This is a genomic window from Aureimonas jatrophae, from assembly GCF_900104035.1.
GTDB classification, from domain to species: domain Bacteria; phylum Pseudomonadota; class Alphaproteobacteria; order Rhizobiales; family Rhizobiaceae; genus Aureimonas; species Aureimonas jatrophae.
In genome coordinates this window covers 226,130-241,689 of sequence record NZ_FNIT01000006.1, presented here as the reverse complement: position 1 = coordinate 241,689, position 15,560 = coordinate 226,130, and the positions used below count along the sequence as shown (strand labels likewise).

General features: G+C 66.0%; 15 protein-coding genes and 3 tRNA genes. 6 read left to right on the top strand and 12 right to left on the bottom strand.

All coding sequences use genetic code 11. The features are described from left to right. Positions 1-7: 7 nt before the first annotated feature. From BLQ76_RS14730 to BLQ76_RS14710, 5 genes are all read right to left on the bottom strand, one after another. A tRNA-Arg gene (locus BLQ76_RS14730) sits at positions 8-83 on the bottom strand. A 7-nt stretch (positions 84-90) separates the two neighbouring features. Then, on the bottom strand, positions 91-396 hold the full coding sequence (locus BLQ76_RS14725; protein WP_090674677.1) for an ETC complex I subunit: 306 nt from the start codon (positions 394-396) through the stop codon (positions 91-93). Positions 397-423: 27 nt separating this feature from the next. Then, a tRNA-Pro gene (locus BLQ76_RS14720) sits at positions 424-500 on the bottom strand. Positions 501-620: 120 nt separating this feature from the next. Beyond that, the gene (locus BLQ76_RS14715; protein ID WP_090674675.1) at positions 621-1,085 is read right to left on the bottom strand and encodes a DUF192 domain-containing protein; all 465 of its coding nucleotides are present in this window, start codon (positions 1,083-1,085) and stop codon (positions 621-623) included. Further along, positions 1,085-1,657, bottom strand: coding sequence for a cold-shock protein (locus BLQ76_RS14710; protein ID WP_090674673.1), 573 nt, complete (start codon positions 1,655-1,657; stop codon positions 1,085-1,087). The genes BLQ76_RS14715 and BLQ76_RS14710 overlap by 1 nt, the downstream gene beginning before the upstream one ends. Positions 1,658-1,980: 323 nt before the next feature. Here BLQ76_RS14710 and BLQ76_RS14705 point away from each other — a divergent pair, with 323 nt between their 5' ends. The 3 genes from BLQ76_RS14705 (at position 1,981) to BLQ76_RS14695 (ending at position 3,888) form a co-directional block, all read left to right on the top strand. Continuing rightward, positions 1,981-2,421 carry a VOC family protein gene (locus BLQ76_RS14705; RefSeq protein WP_090674670.1) on the top strand — a complete coding sequence of 147 codons (441 nt, stop codon included), beginning with the start codon at positions 1,981-1,983 and terminating at the stop codon, positions 2,419-2,421. A 556-nt stretch (positions 2,422-2,977) separates the two neighbouring features. Continuing rightward, the gene (locus BLQ76_RS14700) at positions 2,978-3,742 is read left to right on the top strand and encodes a YcbK family protein (RefSeq protein WP_090674850.1); all 765 of its coding nucleotides are present in this window, start codon (positions 2,978-2,980) and stop codon (positions 3,740-3,742) included. Positions 3,743-3,813: 71 nt separating this feature from the next. Continuing rightward, positions 3,814-3,888, top strand: a tRNA-Glu gene (locus BLQ76_RS14695). Positions 3,889-3,937: 49 nt separating this feature from the next. On the opposite strand, the gene recJ is transcribed toward BLQ76_RS14695, so the two are convergent. The 5 genes from recJ to BLQ76_RS14670 all read right to left on the bottom strand — a co-directional run bounded on the left by recJ (position 3,938) and on the right by BLQ76_RS14670 (position 9,888). Beyond that, entirely contained in the window at positions 3,938-5,725 is a 1,788-nt protein-coding gene (gene recJ, locus BLQ76_RS14690) for a single-stranded-DNA-specific exonuclease RecJ (RefSeq protein WP_090674667.1), read from the bottom strand. 13 nt (positions 5,726-5,738) lie between these two features. Beyond that, positions 5,739-6,734: a class II fructose-bisphosphatase gene (glpX, locus tag BLQ76_RS14685; protein WP_170842604.1), complete on the bottom strand. Its 996-nt coding sequence runs from the start codon at positions 6,732-6,734 to the stop codon at positions 5,739-5,741. Positions 6,735-6,764: 30 nt separating this feature from the next. Further along, positions 6,765-8,069: a homoserine dehydrogenase gene (locus tag BLQ76_RS14680; protein WP_090674664.1), complete on the bottom strand. Its 1,305-nt coding sequence runs from the start codon at positions 8,067-8,069 to the stop codon at positions 6,765-6,767. Between the two features lie 69 nt (positions 8,070-8,138). Then, the gene (locus BLQ76_RS14675; RefSeq protein WP_090674662.1) at positions 8,139-9,353 is read right to left on the bottom strand and encodes an LL-diaminopimelate aminotransferase; all 1,215 of its coding nucleotides are present in this window, start codon (positions 9,351-9,353) and stop codon (positions 8,139-8,141) included. A 127-nt stretch (positions 9,354-9,480) separates the two neighbouring features. Further along, positions 9,481-9,888 (bottom strand): hypothetical protein, encoded by a 408-nt coding sequence (locus BLQ76_RS14670; RefSeq protein WP_183193186.1) that lies wholly within the window; start codon positions 9,886-9,888, stop codon positions 9,481-9,483. A gap of 197 nt (positions 9,889-10,085) precedes the next feature. Between BLQ76_RS14670 and phaC the strand changes: the two genes are divergently transcribed. The 3 genes from phaC to radC all read left to right on the top strand — a co-directional run bounded on the left by phaC (position 10,086) and on the right by radC (position 13,624). Further along, the gene (gene phaC / locus BLQ76_RS14665; RefSeq protein WP_090674658.1) at positions 10,086-11,912 is read left to right on the top strand and encodes a class I poly(R)-hydroxyalkanoic acid synthase; all 1,827 of its coding nucleotides are present in this window, start codon (positions 10,086-10,088) and stop codon (positions 11,910-11,912) included. A gap of 102 nt (positions 11,913-12,014) precedes the next feature. Continuing rightward, entirely contained in the window at positions 12,015-12,875 is an 861-nt protein-coding gene (gene map, locus BLQ76_RS14660) for a type I methionyl aminopeptidase (RefSeq protein ID WP_090674657.1), read from the top strand. After that, the gene (gene radC, locus BLQ76_RS14655) at positions 12,872-13,624 is read left to right on the top strand and encodes a RadC family protein (RefSeq protein ID WP_090674654.1); all 753 of its coding nucleotides are present in this window, start codon (positions 12,872-12,874) and stop codon (positions 13,622-13,624) included. Before map ends, radC begins: the two co-directional genes overlap by 4 nt. Here radC and BLQ76_RS14650 read toward each other — a convergent pair. Together BLQ76_RS14650 and BLQ76_RS14645 are read right to left on the bottom strand one after the other, a co-directional pair. Then, positions 13,617-13,901: an usg protein gene (locus BLQ76_RS14650; protein WP_090674651.1), complete on the bottom strand. Its 285-nt coding sequence runs from the start codon at positions 13,899-13,901 to the stop codon at positions 13,617-13,619. The two genes, radC and BLQ76_RS14650, sit on opposite strands and share 8 nt — an antisense overlap. A 117-nt stretch (positions 13,902-14,018) precedes the next feature. Beyond that, positions 14,019-15,560, bottom strand: a complete 1,542-nt coding sequence (locus BLQ76_RS14645) for a cryptochrome/photolyase family protein (RefSeq protein ID WP_090674648.1) — start codon at positions 15,558-15,560, stop codon at positions 14,019-14,021.

The following is a 15,560-nucleotide window of genomic DNA, read 5'->3' as shown; positions in this document are numbered from 1 at the left end:
CGAAAGGTGGCGACCCCGGCAGGATTCGAACCTGCGACCATCGGCTTAGAAGGCCGGTGCTCTATCCTCTGAGCTACGGGGCCGTCGGTGTCAGTGGGTCCAGGGTTGCTGCCGGTCGTATCGGAAATTGTCGGAATACGAGACGCGCGGGCGAACCGCGACATGCTCTTCCTCGACACGATACTCAATGCCGTTGCGGGTCGCGTACTCGATCGCCTGTTCCTTCGTTTCGAAGGACAGACGGACCTGAGCCTGCGTATCGCCCGACGAGATGTACCCCATCAGAGGATCAATCGACTTGGGCTCCGTCGGCTCGTAGAGAAACAGCCACTCCTTGGTCTTTCCCTTGCCGGACTGCATCGCGGTACGGGCGGGACGAAAGATGCGAGCGACCATGGCGGGCCTTCTCCGACAGGCTGGAACTGGTCGGAGCGGCAGGATTCGAACCTGCGACCCTCTGGTCCCAAACCAGATGCGCTACCAGACTGCGCTACGCTCCGTCCCCGGTGTCAGCCGGGATGGGGTGGAAGTGCCGCGCGACGGGCCGATAGTCAAGGGCCGCGACCCCTGGCCGCTTCGTTCTCCCAAGGAACGAACCCGCGCAGCGGTTCAGGTCGGTCTCAGGGAATGATCGGATGGCGCAGCCGGTCGCCAGCCTTGGCACCATAGCGCGACGCGGCGCCGCCGTTGAGTTCGAGAACGTACCGCACCGGTCCCGCCGATGGAATGACGTCGAGCGAGTAGGGTTTGGCGTTGGTCGCGATGTTCACGATCTTCCCGCGCTCATCCAGGAACAGCATGTCGAGCGGTATGATCGTATTCTTCATCCACATGGCGACGGGTCGCGTCTGCTTGAAATCGAACAGCATCCCGTGATCGGCCGGCATCGAGCTCCGGTTCATGAGACCGGTCTCGCGCGAGGCGTCGGTATCGGCGATCTCCACCTCGATCGCATGCTCGCCGCTGGCCGTCGTCAATGTCGCCGTCGCACCCTGCGAACCCGACGTGAATACGAAGTAGGCAGTCACGACCAGAACGGCGATGATCGCAAGGACCGCGCGGTTCCGCTTCAAAGAGGCCAGCATCAGTGCGTCGTCGCTCCCACGGCGCCGGAGGCGGGATGCACTTCGGCGGCCATCAGTCCCTTGGAGCCGTTTCCGAAACGGACGAGCACGTTCTGCCCGGGCCGCAGCTCGGTCATGCCGTAGCGGCGCAGCGTCTCCATATGCACGAAGATATCCTCGGTTCCCTCGCCGCGCGACAGGAAACCGTAACCCTTCGTGCGGTTGAACCACTTCACAACGGCGGGCTCCAGATCGCTCGTCGGCACGATCTGCGTATGGGTCCGCGCCGGCACGGTCTGCGCCGGATGCACCGCCGTCGATTGGTCCATCGACAGAACTCGGAACGCCTGAAGTCCTCGTTCCCCCTTCTGCACCTCGCAAACGATGCGTGCGCCCTCCAAGACCGTCGAGAAGCCGCCACGCCTCAAACAGGTCACATGCAGCAGGATGTCGCCGCCATCATCGTCGGGAACGATGAAACCGAACCCCTTGGCGACGTCGAACCACTTGATGCTGCCGGAAACGGTCCTGAGATTCACCGCGGCGTCGGCGTTCTCACGCGTCAGGGGCTCGGCCAGATCGCGCTCGCTCATCGCCGAAACCTCTCCTTCGGGGAGATCGGAGGAAGAGCCAGATCCGGCCCCGCAGTTTCCAGCGGTTGCCGGCTCAAACCGGATCGCGCTGTCATCACCGCCCCGCCGCCGTTCTTCACCATAGCTTGCAGAATAGAATGATCGGTGAGTTTGTGAATCCTCGTTCACGCTTTTTCCTGTGTGCTAGGCGCGAGGGCGCTCCAGTTCTGCACCATGCCGCTCGGGCATGAGACGCATCATGCGCGTCTGAGGTTCCCCGATCTTGGCGTGCTTGGCCGCAGCACTAGCTTGGCCGCAGCCCCTTCAGGAGTGTTCAAGCCGCCATGCGCTATCTTCACACCATGGTTCGCGTCGCCGACGTCGAGCGCGCCCTCGATTTCTACTGCAACAAGATGGGCATGGTCGAAGTGCGCCGGAGCGAGAGCCAGGCCGGTCGCTTCACGCTTATCTTCCTTGCGGCGTCCGAGGACGTCGAGGCTGGGCGCAGCCGAAGCGCTCCCCTCCTCGAACTCACCTACAACTGGGATCCGGAAGAGTACGGCAGCGGTCGCAACTTCGGTCATCTCGCCTACGAGGTCGACGACATCTATGCGTTCTGCCAGAAGCTCATGGACGCGGGGGTCGTGATCAATCGTCCGCCCCGTGACGGGCGGATGGCCTTCGTGAAGTCGCCAGACAACATCTCGATCGAGATCCTTCAGAAGGGTGACGCAAAGGCGCCAGCCGAGCCCTGGACGTCGATGCAGAACACCGGAACCTGGTGACAGGTGACAAGCTGGCCTTATTTGGGCCATACAAATGAACTGAGCGTCATATTTGTGGGAAGGCCTTCGGGCAAAAGGCGGATGGGGAACCGCCTCCCGCGAATCGCTGGTCGGGGATACGCCTTCCGCTCGAAGGCGATGCCGGCTGACATGCGTCGTTCGCGCTCTGCGCCGGCGCGTCGAGGGGGTGGACTTCCGATTGACTGATGCCAACGCGACTCTCCGCACCGCATCGAGCCGACGCCTTCTGACGTCGGTCCTCGCGGTATCGTCCTGCATCCTGTTCGGCGGATGCGTGTCCGCCGTCGACGAGAGTGCCAGCTTCGGCTTCTCGCCTCAGGGTGCGCCGGGATCCAGCGCAAGTCCTCCCGGATCCGACCAGGTGGCGGCTTTGATCGACGCCGATGCTTCGCAGACGGGACAACCCGAAGCCGAAGCTGTGGACCCGAAGCCAGCCGAAAGCGGCGCGTCATCCGATGCCGCATCGGATAAGGGTTCGCGCATCGCAGCAGCCGCTCGGGCGACCGTCGCCGAACGCATCGCGGCAGGCGGCGAAATGGCGGCTTCGACGAAAGCGGGAGCCGAGGTCGCAGCGCTTGCGAAAAGTAACGACGGCGGCATCGCACCGACCAGCCTGCTGCAGCGCACCTCGAACCCCGCGATCGCGGCCTATGCGGAGCGCGACGCTGGAGGCCGGCAGTCGGACCGGTCCCTTTACGCCTCGCTCTACAACGAATCGACGGCCCGCACTCCGATCAAGAACGCCGACGCGCAGAAGAGCCGCCGCGTCGTGGTGATCCAAACCGACGGCATCGACAAGAAGCCGGGAGACAACGCGCTTCCGGGGGTCGATCCGAAATCGTTGTTCGAGATCGGCCAGCGCGCGTCCGCGGACTCCGAGCTCCTGGACGATATCGGCGGATCCTACCAGATCGCATCGTTGTCCGGCATCGCGCGACTGGCGCCGTCCGGCCTGATGATCCAGCGGGACGACATCGTCACCAATTGTTTCCAGTCCGATCTCCTTGGCCTGATCTCGCAGATCGAGCAGCGCTTCAAGCAGAAGGTCGTCATCACGTCGGGCTACCGCTCGCCGTCGCATAACCGGCGCGTGAACGGCGCCAAGGCGTCCATGCACATGGCCTGCAAGGCGGCCGACCTTCATGTGCCCGGCGTGAACGGACAAACGGTGGCCGCGTTCGTCCGCGCGCTGCCCGGACGTGGCGGCGTGGGCACCTATTGCCACACGGCGGCGATCCACATCGACGTCGGACCGATGCGGGACTGGAATTGGGCGTGCCGTCAGCGTCGCGCAGGCTGACGAAAAACGCTGTCGGACGCTGCTTACGGGTTGCGCGCCGCCGGGTTCTTCCCTTATAGAGCGCCTTGTCCGCGCCCATCGTCTATCGGTTAGGACGCCACCCTTTCACGGTGGAGAGAGGGGTTCGATTCCCCTTGGGCGTACCATCACTACCCACGACAAAACCGCTTCGTGACTGCGAACGGCACCCTGCCGTTAGCGCGGTGGTTTCGCGACGTCGGAAACGCGTAGCGTGACGCTCTCGCGCCCCCCGTAGCGGTCGAGATCGAGGTGGCCGGCGACGTGCAGGAGTTCGTCGCGGCTGCGCGCCAGAAGGTCGCCGACCGGCGCCCCTTCCGCGCGAAATGCGATCGCGCTCGTGCTGGCGCCATCTGCGGCGCGCAAGGTCAGCCGCAGGTGTCCGCCGCGAACCGGTATAAGCGAGGTCAGGCGATGCCGCGGCAGCGCGAAGATCGGAGCGGGATGTCCGGCGCCGAACGGACCAGCCTGTTCGAGGGCATGGATCATCTGGGGCTTCAACGCGGAGGCGGTGACGGCGCCGTCGATGCGAAGCGTGTCCGCCGCGACCAACGCGTCGATCTTCTCTCGGGCGCGCGTCTCGGCCAACTCGCGAAAGTCGCCGAGCCGCGATCGTTCGATGGTCAGGCCGGCCGCCATGCGGTGGCCGCCGCCCTTCACGGCTATGCCCGCTGCCACCGCATCGCGCACAAAGGCGCCGATATCGAAGCCTTCGATCGAGCGACCCGACGCGGTGCCGCGCCCACCGGCGTCGAAGGCGATCGCAAACGCCGGGCGGTTGAAGCGTTCCTTGAGGCGGGCTGCGATCAGGCCGACGATGCCGGGGTGCCATGCCGTTCGACCCGCGACCAGAACGGCGGGCCCTGTCCCCTCACCCAGTTCCTCAACGACCTCCCGTTCGGCATCGACGAGCATCTCACGCTCCATCGCCTGCCGCTCCGCATTCAGGAGATGGAGTTCTTCTGCGATCTCGCGCGCGTCGTTGCCATCAACCGTACTCAGCAAGCGGCTTCCGAGGTCTGCGGCACCGATACGCCCGCCCGCATTGATGCGCGGCCCTAGGATGTAACCAAGATGGAAGGCCTCCACCCGTCCAGAGAGGCGCGCCACCTCCGCCAGCGCGCGCAAACCCGGGTTGAGCTGCAGCCGCATCCGCTCCAGGCCGCGCACGACGAGCGCCCGGTTGAAGCCCGTCAGCGGAACGACGTCGCATACGGTCGCGAGCGCCGCGAGGTCGAGGTCGTCGCGGATATCGGGAAGGTCGGTGCGACCGCGCCGGCGCAGCTCGCGCGAGATGGCAACGAGGGTCAGGAACACGACGCCAGCGGCGCAGAGCGCCCCCTGTCCCGACAGATCGTCCTGCCGGTTCGGATTCACCAGCGCGACCGCCTCGGGAAGTTCGGGACCGGTCTGGTGATGATCCAGAACGACGACGTCGACGCCTCGTGCCTTCGCGGCCGCCAGCGCCTCGAAACCGGCGGAGCCACAGTCTACGGTGACGATCAGCGTCGCGCCCTCGTCGGCGAGTTCGTTCATCGCCCGAACGCTTGGACCATACCCCTCCGTCAGCCGGTCGGGGATGCGGATCCGGCTTTCCAGGCCGAGTTCACGCAGATAACGGAACAGCAGCGCCGACGAGGCGGCCCCATCGACGTCGTAGTCCCCGAAGATCGCGATCCGCTCGCCACGCTCGACCGCATCCGCCAGCCGCGCGGCCGCCACGTCCATATCGCGCAGGCGCGACGGGTCCGGCATCAGATCGCGCAGTGTCGGATGCAGGAAGCGCTCGACGTCGTCGGCCGGCACGTTGCGCCCCGCCAGAACCCGCGCGACCAGATCCGGCAGCGCGGCAAGCTGAGAAATCCGGGCCGCGCTCGCCTCTTGCCGGGTGTCCAGCGCATGCACCCAGCGTCGGCCGTTGGCGGAGCGCTCGACGTCGAGGAAGGTTCGCGCGGCCTCGGTCATGCGGACTGCGGGCTCAGAGGCCGAACTTCTCGCGATCGTAGTGGCGCGCCCGGATGTCGCGCACGGTGCGGGTTCGCGACCGCATCACGACCGTATGGGTCTCGATCCGGTCAGCCTGGAAGCGAACGCCCTCGAGAAAGGTGCCACCCGTGACGCCTGTCGCGGCGAAGATCACATCGCCCATCACCATGTCGTCCAGGCGGAAAAGTCGGTCGGGATCCGTCAGACCCAGCTTCTCGGCGCGGATCCGTCGATCCATCGTGTTGAGCTGAAGGCGACCCTCGATCTGGCCGCCGCGGCAGCGCAGTGCGGCTGCTGCGAGCACACCCTCGGGCGCACCACCGATGCCAAGATAGATGTCGATGCCGGTGACGGCCGGATCCGTCGTGTGGATGACGCCCGCGACGTCGCCGTCGCCGATCAGCCGGATCGCGGCACCCGCCTGCCGGACCTCCTCGATCAAGCGGGCATGACGGGGCCGGTCCAGGATGCAGGCCGTGATCTCCTGCACGCGAACACCCTTGGCTCGCGCCAACGCCTCGATATTGTCGCGGGGCGAACGGTCGAGCCCGACGATACCGTCGGGATAGCCGGGGCCGACGGCGATCTTGTCCATGTAGACGTCGGGTGTCGTCAGCAACGCGCCGCGCGTCGCCACAGCGACGACCGAGATCGCGTTTGGAAGGTTCTTCGCACAGATCGTGGTTCCCTCCAGGGGATCCAGCGCGATGTCGACCCTCGGCCCCCCGCTGCCCAATTCCTCGCCGAGGTACAAGGACGGCGCGTCGTCGGCTTCGCCCTCGCCGATCACGACGGTGCCGCTGACAGCGAGGGTGTCCAGTTCCTCACGCATGGCCGCGATCGCCGCGCCATCGGCCGCTCGCTCGTCGCCCCGTCCGCGAAATGTCGCGGCCGCTACGGCGGCGCGTTCCGTCACGCGCGCGATCTCGATCGACAGGACGCGCTCCAGCGATGCCGCTTCGTCGATCTCCTCGACCTGTGTGTTCATGTCGTTCCCCCGGACGCCTGCCGGGCGCTTCTAATCGAGCGCCTCGATGCGGATCATGCGTGGCTCGCCGCTCAGGTGCCCGTCGCGCGACACGGCATCCAGCGCCCGACGGACGGCGGCCTCCGTGGTCTCGTGCGTGATCAGGATCACCGGCACGGTCTCCGCCGCCCGACCGCTTTCGGGCTTGCGTTGCACGATCGATTCCAGGGAGATGTCGTTCTCCGCCATGCGCCGCGCGATCGACGCGAAGGCGCCGACGCGATCCAGAACCGACAACCGGATATAGTAGCCGCCCTCATGCGCCCGCATCCGGGCCCGACGGTAAGGCGCGAGCTTGGACGGCTCGAGGCCGAAGGCCGGCATGCGGATGCCCTGCGCCGCGTCGATGACGTCGGATAGAACGGCCGATGCCGTGGCGTTGCCGCCTGCGCCCGGCCCCACCAGAAGCACGGAGCCCAGGAGATCGGTATCCACCGCGACCGCGTTCGTCACGCCGTCGACCTGTGCCAACGCCGAGTGCGCGGGGATCATGGTCGGGTGAACCCGTTGCTCGATGCCGGAGTCCGTGCGCTGGGCGACCGCGAGCAGCTTGATGCGGTAGCCGAGTTCGGCAGCGGCCTCGATATCGGCGTTCGTCACCGTCGAGATGCCCTCGATGAAGATCGCGTCGAGATCGATCTCGCAGCCGAAGGCGAGCGAGGTCAGGAGGGCCAGCTTGTGGGCAGCGTCGAAGCCGCCGATGTCGAAGGTCGGATCGGCCTCGGCGTAGCCCAAGCGCTGCGCATCGGCGAGGCAGGCATCGAACGCGATGCCCTCGCGCTCCATGCGCGTCAGCATGTAGTTGCAGGTGCCGTTGAGAATGCCGTAGACGCGCTCGACCGTGTTGCCGCGCAGAGCCTCGCGCATCGTCTTGATGATCGGGATGCCGCCAGCCGCGGCCGCCTCGAAGAAGATCGGGGCGCCGCGCTTATGAGCCAGACGGGCGAGCTGCAGGCCATGGTGAGCCAGGAGCGCCTTGTTGGCCGTCACGACGGGCAGGCCGCGGTTGAGGGCAGCCTTCACGCTCTCGAACGCCGCGCCATCCGCGCCGCCGACGAGTTCCACGAAGACGTCGATCTCGCCGTCACGGGCGAGCGCAACCGGATCGTCGAACCAGGTCGCGCCGGAAAGGTCGACGCCCCGGTCGCGCGTGCGGTCGCGCGCCGACACGGCCGCCACCTCGAGCGGCCGACCGGCCCGCATGCCATAGACATCCCGCTTGTCCGCGAGGAGACGGGCGAGCGAGGCGCCCACCGTTCCAAGCCCGGCGATGCCGAGCCTCATCGGGCGTTCCATGGAAAACCTTGCGTTGCGAGCGAACCGGGTACGGCGGAGCCGTCCGGCATCCCCGGCCGGGGATGGCCGCTACTGCGCCGCCGCGACCGCCTTTTGAACGGGATCGTTGCCCGATGCAAGAAAGCGGCGAATGTTGCGCGCGGCTTGCCGGATGCGGTGTTCGTTCTCGACCAGCGCGATGCGCACGTAGTCGTCACCGTACTCGCCGAAGCCAATGCCGGGTGCGACCGCGACGTCGGCCTTCTCGATCAGGAGCTTGGAGAACTCGAGCGAACCCATGTACCGGAAGCGTTCGGGGATCGGCGCCCAGGCGAACATCGTGGAGGACGGCGGCGGGACGTCGAAATGCGCGCGGCCGAAGCTCTCCACAAGGACGTCGCGCCGGTGGCGATAGATCGAGCGCACCTCCTCGATCGCGGCGTCGCCCGCGTTCAGGGCGGCGGTCGCCGCCACCTGGATCGGCGTGAAGGCGCCGTAGTCGAGATAGCTCTTCACGCGTGCCAGCGCCGCGATCAGTCGCTCGTTGCCCACCGCGAAGCCCACGCGCCAACCCGGCATCGAGAAGGTCTTGGACATGGAGGTGAACTCCACCGCGACATCCATCGCGCCGGGCACTTCCAGCACCGAAGGCGGCGGCGCACCGTCGAAGAAGATCTCGGAATAGGCCAGGTCCGACAGAACGATGATCTCGTTCTGCTTCGCGAACGCGACGACCTCCCTGTAGAAATCGAGATCCGCCTCGTAGGCCGTCGGGTTCGACGGATAGTTCAGGATGATGGCGATCGGCTTCGGGATCGAGTGGCGCACGGCGCGGTCGATCGCGCGCAGGAAGTCCTCGTCGGGCTTGGCCGGAATCGAGCGGATCGTCCCGCCCGTCATCAGGAAGCCGAAGGCGTGGATCGGATAGGTCGGATTGGGACAGAGAACGACGTCGCCGGGTGCCGTGATGGCCTGCGCCATGTTGGCGAAGCCTTCCTTCGATCCGAGCGTTGCGACGATCTGCGTGTCGGGATTGAGCTTCACGTTGAAGCGGCGCTCGTAGTAGGCCGCCTGCGCCCGCCGCAGGCCCGCAATGCCCTTGGACGCGGAGTAGCGATGCGTACGCGGATCCCGGATCGCCTCGCACAGCTTATCGACCACGAACTTCGGGGTCGGCAGATCGGGATTGCCCATCCCGAGGTCGATGATGTCGACCCCACGGGCACGGGCAGCCGCCTTCTTCTTGTTAACCTCCTCGAAGACGTAGGGAGGGAGACGGCGAACCTTGTGAAATTCTTCGGTCATGGCTGCGAGGCCTTCATGTTCGGCAGGACGGATAGGGCGCGCGTGCAAACGGCGCCGTGGCAAGCGTGGGATCGCGAGCGTCCGCTGAAGCCGGGTGCATCGGCGCCGGAGAGGCGCCGGCGGCGCTCTATTGCGCCCGGCTGCCGGCCTGCGCCGGCGCGGCTGCCGCCGGCAGATCCGCTGCGGCTTGCGCCTGCGAGGCAGCCAGGGCCTGCATCTCCGCGACCGTGCGGCGATATTGGGGCGCCGTCGACCCTGTGCCCCGTCGGCCGGCGCGGGCGTAACGCTCGCGCGTCTGGGCGACCGTCTCGTCGGAGACCTGCTTCGTCGCGGCCTTCGGATAGGCCCCGATCAGGGGGAAGCCGTTCTTGTCCTGCTGCTGCCCGGACGAGGTGACGGGCGGTGCGGCCGAGAGACGCGCCGGGATGACGGGCGTGTCGTCCTGCGGAAGAAACGCCTGGGGAACAAAGGACTGGCAGCCGGCGAGTGCGGCACCCGATGCCGCCACCATGGCCAGAACTGCCGGAAGTCTCATTCCCATGTCGCGACCGTTCCTTCGCCGTCGGGCGGACTTACCTGATCCGCTGGCCGTTGTCTTAGCTGAAGCAACGCCCGTTTGGAATGGCGTCGATGATGCTGCGCTGCGGCGACGAAACTGCGCGATGCATCATGCCCGGCGGCTGAACTCCGACCGCTTCTGTGCTTTCTAGGAGCGCTAGAGGAGGTCACGTCATGTCCGAGTCCGCGACCCGGCCCAGCCGCGACGATGCGGCCGATTTCGCGCCCTATGCGGTGCGGGATCCGGAAGCGTTCGCGCGCAACATGGCGCACATGCTGGAACACCTGGGAAAGGCTGCCTCGGCCTGGGTCGAGCCGCGCGAACGCGGCGAGGCCGTGGATGGACCGGTGAGCTACGGCGATGTCGTCTCGACGCTGTCGCGCGTCGCCGAGTACTGGCTGAACGATCCGGTGCGCGCGCTCGAGGCGCAGACGGGCCTGATGGCCGGCTTCTTCAATATCTGGATGCGATCGCTCCAGACGGTCTCGACCGAGCCGGCTGCGCCCCCCGTCCCGGGTTCGGCGCCGAACGACAAGCGGTTCGCGGACGAGGAGTGGCGACGCAACCTCTTCTTCAATTTCCTTCGCGAAGCCTACACCCTCGTCACGCAATGGGCGCAGGGTCTGGTGGACAGGGCCGAGGGCCTCGACCCCCATACGCGCCAGAAGGCGATCTTCTACGTACGCCAGATCACCAACGCCATCAGCCCCTCCAACTTCGTCCTGACGAATCCGGAGCTGTTTCGCGAGACGGTGGCGGAGAACGGCGCGAACCTAGCGCGTGGCATGAAGATGTTCGCCGAGGACCTCGCCAAGGGAGCCGGCACGCTGAAGCTGCGTCAGTCCGACGCCAGCCGCTTCCGTGTCGGCGACAACCTGGCAACGACCCCCGGCAAGGTCGTAGCGCAGAACGAACTGTGTCAGATCGTCCAATACGCGCCCCTGACCGAGACGGTGTACCGGCGGCCGATTCTGATCTCGCCGCCCTGGATCAACAAGTTCTACATTCTCGACCTGACGCCGGAGAAGAGCCTGATCCGCTGGCTGGTCGAGCAGGGTCGCACGGTGTTCGTCGTGTCCTGGATCAATCCGGACGAGCGGCATGCCGACAAGGACTGGCAAGCCTACATCGAGGAGGGCCTTGTCTTCGGTCTCGACACGGTGCGCGAGGCGACCGGCGAGACCGAGGTCGACGCGGTCGGCTACTGCGTCGGCGGCACGCTGCTGGCGGCCAGCCTCGCCTACCTGAAGGCGAAGGGAGATCACCGGATCCGCTCGGCGACGCTGTTGACGACACAGGTCGACTTCCGCCACGCCGGCGACCTCAAGGTCTTCGTCGATGAGGAACAGCTGGCGGAGATCGAGAAGGCGATGAGCCGCGGCTATCTCGACGGCACGAAGATGGCGACCGCCTTCAACCTCCTGCGTTCGGGCGATCTGATCTGGCCCTACTTCGTGAACAACTACCTGAAGGGCCGCGAGCCACTGCCCTTCGACCTGCTGTTCTGGAACGCCGATGCCACGCGGATGGCGAAGGCCAACCACCTCTTCTATCTGCGAAACTGCTATCTCGAGAATCGCCTGTCGCGCGGCCGGATGCGGTTGGGCGACGTGGATATCGATCTCTCGTCGATCGATACGCCGATCTACAACCTGGCCACGCGCGAGGACCACATCGCGCCCGCACTCAGCGTCTATGAGGGAAGCGGTGCGTTCGGCGGACCCGTGCGCTTCGTGGTCACGGGTTCCGGACATATCGCGGGTGTCGTGAACCCGCCCGCGCGCGGGAAGTACCAGTTCTGGACCGGTCCGCAGCCGCGCGAGGGCTTGAGCTTCGAGGCGTGGTGGACCGAGACAAACGAGACCAAGGGTTCCTGGTGGCCCGACTGGGAAGCCTGGCTGCGGGAGCAGTCGGGCGAGGAGCGCGTGGCGGCCCGCGAACCGGGCGGCGACAAGCTGGCGCCGATCGAGGATGCGCCCGGATCCTATGTGTGCAGTTGAGATGCCTGCCGGTCGGCATCGCCGATCTGCGGGGTTGAAGCGCGGCACGCGCAATGCGACATCGGTGCGGAAGACTTTCCCGCACACGATGAATGCCGTCCGATGACCGTCTATCTCGAAGCCGAAGCCCATCCGACCCGGAACACCGGCTCGATCCGCCTCTATGACGCCGAAGCGTTCGAGGGCATGCGGCGTGCGTGTCAGCTGACCGCGCGCTGCCTCGACGAGCTGACCGATCTCGTTCAGCCGGGCGTGACCACCCAGTTCATCGACGACCGGGTCTTCGAATTCGCGATGGACAACAAGGCGTTGCCGGCGACCCTCAACTATCGTGGCTACGGCAAAAGTACCTGCATCTCGATCAACCACGTCGTGTGCCACGGTATCCCGAACGACAAGCCGTTGCGCGAGGGCGACATCGCCAACATCGACGTCACGCTGATCGTCAACGGCTACTATGGCGACTCGTCACGCATGTATCCGGTCGGCAAGGTGAAGCGCGTTGCCGAGCGCCTGTGCGAGATCACCTATCGCTCGCTTCTTCTTGGTATCGAGGCGGTGAAGCCCGGCGGCCACGTCGGGGACATCGGTGCCGCGATCCAGGAATATGCGGAGGGCGAGCGCTGCTCGGTCGTGCGCGACTTCTGCGGCCACGGCGTCGGCCGCCTGTTTCACGACGCACCCAACATCCTGCACTACGGACGGCGTGGCGAAGGCGTCGAGATGCGCCCGGGCATGATCTTCACGATCGAGCCGATGATCAACACGGGCCGCCCCCATGTGAAGGTCTTGAACGATGGATGGACCGCGGTGACGCGCGACCGGTCCCTTTCCGCGCAATACGAGCACACGGTGGGCGTGACCGAAACAGGCTGCGAGGTCTTCACCTACTCGCCCGGCGGACGCGACATGCCGGGCTTCCCTCCCTCGACCTGGGCGCCCTGGACTTCCAACGCCGCATGAGCGACCGCCGGGGCGGCATCAGCGAGGCAGCGTCCGCCTTCGACGTGTCGGAGGCGTCCTCAGCGACGGCCGCCCCGAAGCATCACGACGGCCATCGCGACCGCCTGCGGGCCCGGTTCGTCGAGGCCGGCGCGGACGCGCTCGCCGATTACGAGATGCTGGAGCTCGTGCTGTTCCGCTCGATCCCCCGGCGCGACGTCAAGCCGCTCGCCAAGACGCTCTTGCGCCGGTTCGGAACGCTGGCCGACGTCGTCAACGCGCCACCGCGTCTCCTGGCGGAGGTCGAGGGCATGGGCCGATCGGCGATCGTCGATTTCCAGATCCTCGCGGCTCTGAACCAGCGCGTCATGCGCTCGGACCTGCGTCAGCGCGAAGTTCTGTCGTCCTGGAGCGCGGTGATTGCCTATTGCCACGCGGCCATGGCCTTCGAAACGCGCGAGCAGTTCCGCATCCTGTTTCTCGACAAGCGGAACGCCCTGATCGCGGACGAGGTACAGGGCACGGGCACGGTGGATCATACGCCCGCCTACCCTCGCGAGGTCGTGCGGCGCGCCCTGGAACTTTCGGCGACCGCCGTGATCCTCGTGCACAACCATCCATCGGGCGATCCGACACCGTCGGGCGCCGATATCGAGCTCACGCGCCAGATCGTGGCCGCTGCCAAGACGCTGTCGATCAGCGTGCACGATCACATCATCATAGGCCGCAATAGCCAGGCGAGCTTCCGAGGACTCGGACTGATCAGTTGAGGTAGCCGATCTCGGCGAGGCAGTGGATCTCCTGCGGCTTGATCAAGCGGGAATGCATCACCCGTACGGAGTGGATCTTGGCCTCGATCTCCCGCTCCCAGTAATCGAGGAAGCGGCGCAGGCGCGGATAGTTCGGCGCCGTATCCTCGAACTGCCAGGAGAAGGTCTGCAGCAGCGCGGGATGGTCCGGCATGCGGTAGAGAATTTCGGCGGTCGTCAGTCCGGCGCCGCGGAGTCGCTCGATGAAGGCTGGATCGGAAACGCGCGCATAGGGCATGTCGGCTCCTTGTGCTTCGTTCGGCGGGCGTATCGCCGCCTGCACCTTGAAGCGTGCGCCCGCATCATGAACGAGACGTTAACGGCGCACTTCGCATTGCCCCACATATGAGCATGCTCAATAGGAGGCACTCGCGGGAAGCGCATGCAGAAAGCGTCGCGCACTCTCGCGCATCTGATCAAGCCGCGCCGGATCGAGACGGTCGAGCGATGACACCGTGCGTGCGGTGCGATGGTTACGCGCAAGGCGTTCGCGATGCCGCGCCACGAAATCCCAGTAGAGATAGTTGAAGGGGCAAGCGTCCTCGCCTGTCCGCTGCTTCACATCGAACCGGCAGTGGTCGCAGTAGTCCGACATGCGATGAATGTAGTTGCCGGACGCCGCATAGGGTTTGGTCGCGAGCAGCCCGCCGTCGGCATGCAGGATCATGCCGACGACGTTCGGCATCTCGACCCATTCGTAGGCATCGTGGAACACGACGAGATACCACTCCTGCACCTCGCGTGGATCGATGCCGGCCAGCAGGCAGAAGTTGCCGAGCACCATCAACCTTTGGATATGATGCGCATAGGCATTGGCGGCCGTCTCGCGGATGGACTGGGCGAGGCAGTTGAGGTCCGTGTCGCCGGTCCAGAAGAAGTCGGGTAGCCGTCGCTCCGCTCGCAGGGCGTTGCGCCCGGCGTAGTCCGGCATCTCCCGCCAGTAGACACCGCGTACGAATTCACGCCAACCGATGATCTGACGCACGAAGCCTTCAGCGGCGTTGAGCGGCACGGCGCCCGTCCCGTGGGCAGCCACTGCCCGCTCGCAACATTCGCGAGGCAGAAGAAGACCGCAGTTGATAAGAGCCGACAAATGGGAATGAAACAGGAGCGGCTCGCCCTGTCGCATCGCGTCCTGGTAGGTTCCGAAGTTCGGAAGCGCGACTTCGGTGAACCAGTCTAGGTAGGCCAAGGCGTCGTGGCGCGTCACGGGATAGTCGAAGCCGTCGAGCGAACCGAAATGATTGCCGAAACGGCCCGATACGAGACCCAACACCTCCTGTGTCGTCTGGTCCGGTTCGAAGTGCGGGCGCTCGGGCGCCTGGACCCGTGCGGGAAGCGGCTCGCGGTTCTCGCTGTCGAGGTTCCAGCGTCCGCCGATCGGCCGCTCGCCCTCCATCAGGAAGCCGGTCCGGCGACGCATGCCACGGTAGAAGTCCTCCATGCGAAGCGATTTCGCTTCGCCGGCATAGGCGGCAAACTCGGCATGCGAGCAGAGAAAGCGGTCATCGGAGCGGATCTCGACCGGACGTCCGATGAAGGCTTCCCAGTCCTCCATCATCTCCAGAACACGCCATTCGCCGGGCTCGGTCACGACGACCCGATCGAGGTCGGGATGCCGCTCGAGGGCGCGTGCCAGTTCACCGGTGAAGCTTGCGGTGTTGGCGGGGTCATCGAGCACGACGTAGTCGACGCTCAGTCCCTCCGCGCGCAGATCGCCGGCGAAGTGACGCATGGCCGCAAACAGGAAGGCGATCTTGCGCTGGTGGTGGCGCACATAGGTCGCCTCGTCGCCGACCTCCGCCATCAGCACGACGTCGCCGTCGGCGCAGTCCCGCAGCGACGACAGCGACCGGCTCAGCTGATCGCCGAGGACGAACCGCAGCGTGCCGGCCAT